This window comes from Nonomuraea sp. NPDC049758, from assembly GCF_040674635.1.
GTDB lineage: Bacteria > Actinomycetota > Actinomycetes > Streptosporangiales > Streptosporangiaceae > Nonomuraea.
Genome location: NZ_JBFAMZ010000051.1, coordinates 1 through 3,535, shown reverse-complemented (window position 1 = coordinate 3,535; position 3,535 = coordinate 1). Strand labels below are relative to the sequence as shown.

Here is a 3,535-nt window from a genome sequence, read left to right as displayed (position 1 = left end):
CTTGGGCCGTGTTCCGGACGTGGTTGGTGGCTGGGGGAGGTGAGTGCTTGGGCCGTGTTCCGGACGTGGTTGGTGGCTGGGGGAGGTGAGTGCTTGGGGCGTGTTCTGGACGTGGTTGGTGGTCGGGGAGAGGCCGGCGCGCAAATGGACGGCGACGCTGGGGTGGTCTACGACGCCGAACCGGGCCGCGGCGGCCGTACGATGTGATCGCCGTACTGGGTGGGTGATCTGGGCGTGCCTGCCGCGGCCCGGTCGAACGCGACGCGCAAGGTGCTGCGTGGCTCGCTCATCACCGTGCCCCGGCCCTGTGATCCCAAGGTGTTCGACCATGCTGAGGGCCGTGATCTCGCGCATGTCTGTCCCTGGGGCGTGCTCGTCGACGGGGCCCGCCATCAGCTCGACCTGATCACCGCCGAAGCTGCTCGGCGCCGCATCTGCGTCCACATCCTGATCGATTTCGTGCATGTGCTTGAGAAGTTATGGGCTGCTGCGCGGAAGTTGGCACCCGCCCGCGGCGCCGGTCGCGGAGGACTAGGGCACCGGGGATGCCCTGGCCCTGCTGGAAGGGCACACCGGCCAGGTCAGCGCCACGCTGACCGCGCAGGCCGCCACGGCTGAGGCGCGGCATCGTGGCGGCATCGACGCGGGCATTCGCTATCTGTCCAACATTGCCGGGCATCTGCGGTATGGCCAGGTGCTGGAGGCAGGATGGTCGATCGCGGCCGGAGTGGTCGAGGGCGCGTGCCGTCAGCTGATCGCCGACAGGTTCGGCAGGCCTGGCCGGGGCGCGGTGGGCCTTGCGGGGGCCGAGGCGGTGTTGAAGCTTCGCGTGCTGGTCGCCAACGGGCATCTGGAGGAGTACTGGAGTTTCATATCGCCCGGCAGCACGAGCCTGTCCATCAGAGCGGCTACCCGGATGGATATGCCGTTACGGCTTGATCGCTTCAGTTGCTGAAACGAGCTACACCTTGTCCGGTTCAGCCACGGAAATTGCGGCGCCGTACGATCGCGTCGCTGATCTGCCGTGCCGCTTCGAGTTCGGGCGCCACCCAGCGCAGGCCGGTGTCTTCCGCCGCCGCCGGCTCGAGGATGACCTGCGGCAGCGGCTCCTCGTCCACGCCGGACCGCCACGTGGCCGGGTCGGGCCGCTCCGGCAGATGCCGGAACCGATCGTTCTGCACCTCATCGCTCACATCAAGAGATGACGGTCCAACCCCCCCGAAGGTCCTCGCCGGTGCATGAACTTCGGCACCCGCCACACGACCCACGCTCGTGGAACCGCTCACTCCAGGAGAGCTGCCCCCTTCGCAATTGCTTCTGGGTAGTCGGGCGGGTTTCGGCGGCGGGTTCAGGTTGCTGTGGGAGCCATCATCTGCCGGATGCGTGGCAATCGGCCTTGATCGATTCTCGGCTGCTTAGGACCTTATGTGAGGCGAAGGCGGGGCGTAGGTACCGATCAGGCTCGATCATGGCTACGCAGTGAAGACGCGGCGGCGTCTCCGCCGCTGAGGGTGCTCTTGGTTCTCGGCTTCAGATGGGCGGTACTGGGGCGATTCGCGTCGACCGAGTCAGGTGTCAGGGACAGCGGGTTCGACCGGGAGGTGTGTTTGTCGACTGTGTCGGCATCGGCGGGCGCCGAGGGAAAGTGTTCCGGCGTAGGGGAGCCGGGGGCAGCCGGAGGGTTTCCGCTGCCGCGTGATGTCGGTGCTGAGGCGTGCAAATGCATGCCTAGTTTCGGAGAGGTGCCGCTGGAGTCGTTGGCCGATGGCTCGATGGGGGCAGCACGCAGGGGGCGGCGCAAGCGGCATGGGAGCGTACTGAGGATGGACATGCTCGGGTGCGTTACAGGGTCTGTTTGGTCGTGATGGAGGCGGTTGTCCCTTCGGTGGAGGGGACTTGGTGCCCGCCCGCTGTCCTATCGACTGCTGGGGGCAGGGCTTACGCGCTCGTGGGTCTTGGGTGTGAACATCGATGGTGGGTTTGTGCGGCATTGCACGACCCCAAAGGGGCGGCCCGCGCGGGCACAGGTGTAGGGGTTGGTGCCCGCGCGGGCCGGAGTGGAGGAACTGGTAGGTGCCCGCGCGGGCAAAATGGAGGGGGATTCTAAGTGCCCGCGCGGGTGTCTATGGGATCCGGTATCGGATCTAACTGTCCTACTTGAACAGGTGGGTGTGGAGCTGTTTGCTGTTTCGGCTTGCTCAGGGTGAAGATTACTAGCCGGTGGCCTAGTTGTGGTAGCGAATTCTTATCTTGATGCTGGTGGAATGGCGAAGGTGGACGGTTCAGGGCGAGTGAGACTAGGTGCTTTTTGCGTCTTGGGTGCAATTGCTGCAAGTTTGAGGGGTTGTCTAGTGGGATTTGAGTCTTTTGAGGGTTCTGGGTTGTGTGGGTTGGAGGGTGTGTGTGAGTGGGTGCTCGGGGGAGGGGTGGGGTTTTCTTCGGCTTGTGCTTCCGCTAGGACCCGTGCCCATGTTCCATCCTCGGTCCGGCGTTTGTAGCAGGTTTGCCAGGGGCCGTAGCGTTTGGGATTTCTCGCCAGGTCGATCCGGTCTCGGAGCGCCAAAGGATTCCGTTCACTACTTGCCGGTGTCCACGCCAGGGGCGACCAGGGCCTGCGCTGGACGGCTGGACGGGAGTAGGGGGCGATCCGGTCTCATGCTTTGTCGGTCAAGTCGCTACGTGTTGCCACGGCTCAGTATTTAGCGGGATCTGAGGGGAATGGTAAGGGGCTCTTTGGAGCGTTCTTCGGCTGGAAGTGTGTGAGCGGGGGTGGGAACGGTGAAAATGCCTGGGGATTTGGGTGATAGGTCGCAGCCTATCAAGGGTGATGTTGTTGAGGGCGTGGTGGGATGGTAATGCCGCTTTGTGGTATCTGATGTGCGGTTGTAGAAGTTCCTTGGGGCTTGCTTGAAGTAAGGGTGAGTAAAGGTGGAGTGTGCTGGCTGAGGGTGAGGCAATTCTGCTGATGCAAGATGAGTTTTGTCCTGATGGGGGCGTGACTGCCTAGATTGGGGTGACTTTCCGGCGGGGTAGAGCGTGCTGGTCTTGGTGTAGTGCGAGGGGGTTGGCGCTGGTTCGGGTGGAATACGGGGCGCTCGTCGTTGTGGTCTGCACGTCAAAAGCCTGAATGCGCTCGGTGCGGGTTTGGGGTTGTGGACGAGCTGTATTTCTGCTTCCTCAGAGGTCTCGGGGTTAGTCGGGAGTGGTCGCTGATGGCTGGCTCGTTCTCCGTGAGTTGGTTAAGGGGAAGGTCCATCGACTCTGGGGCGTGTTGAGTGGCTTGCGGCATGTGCTGTGCGGGGCTGAGTCTGTGGCGAGGGCGCGGTCTCAGGGCCTGGGGGAGGGCGGGCTGAGGAGGGGACGAGAGAGGTGACCTCTCGGTTCTCGTGGTGGAGGGCGACGAAAGTAGATTTGTTCTATGAGTGATGTACGGGTGGTGTTGAGCTTGTTCCGCTTTGACGGACACCATCGTTGTGGTGTTCAGGCTGCTGCGGCAGCCTCGTAGTCGGCGGGGCTACGGTAGCCCAGGCTGCTG

The 3,535-nt window shown here is 63.6% G+C and carries 2 protein-coding genes and 1 pseudogene; 1 reads left to right on the top strand and 2 read right to left on the bottom strand.

Features of this window, described 5'->3' with window-relative positions:
* The first annotated feature begins 694 nt into the window (after positions 1 to 694).
* A complete protein-coding gene (locus AB0J46_RS51320) occupies positions 695 to 955 on the top strand; it encodes a hypothetical protein (protein ID WP_364344633.1) in 261 nt (86 codons plus the stop codon).
* A gap of 22 nt (positions 956 to 977) precedes the next feature.
* On the opposite strand, the gene AB0J46_RS51315 is transcribed toward AB0J46_RS51320, so the two are convergent.
* Positions 978 to 1,193: a hypothetical protein gene (locus AB0J46_RS51315; protein WP_364344630.1), complete on the bottom strand. Its 216-nt coding sequence runs from the start codon at positions 1,191 to 1,193 to the stop codon at positions 978 to 980.
* Positions 1,194 to 2,488: 1,295 nt separating this feature from the next.
* Positions 2,489 to 2,586 (bottom strand): annotated as a pseudogene (locus tag AB0J46_RS51310) (transposase); the annotation flags it as partial.
* Between the last annotated feature and the right edge of the window lie 949 nt (positions 2,587 to 3,535).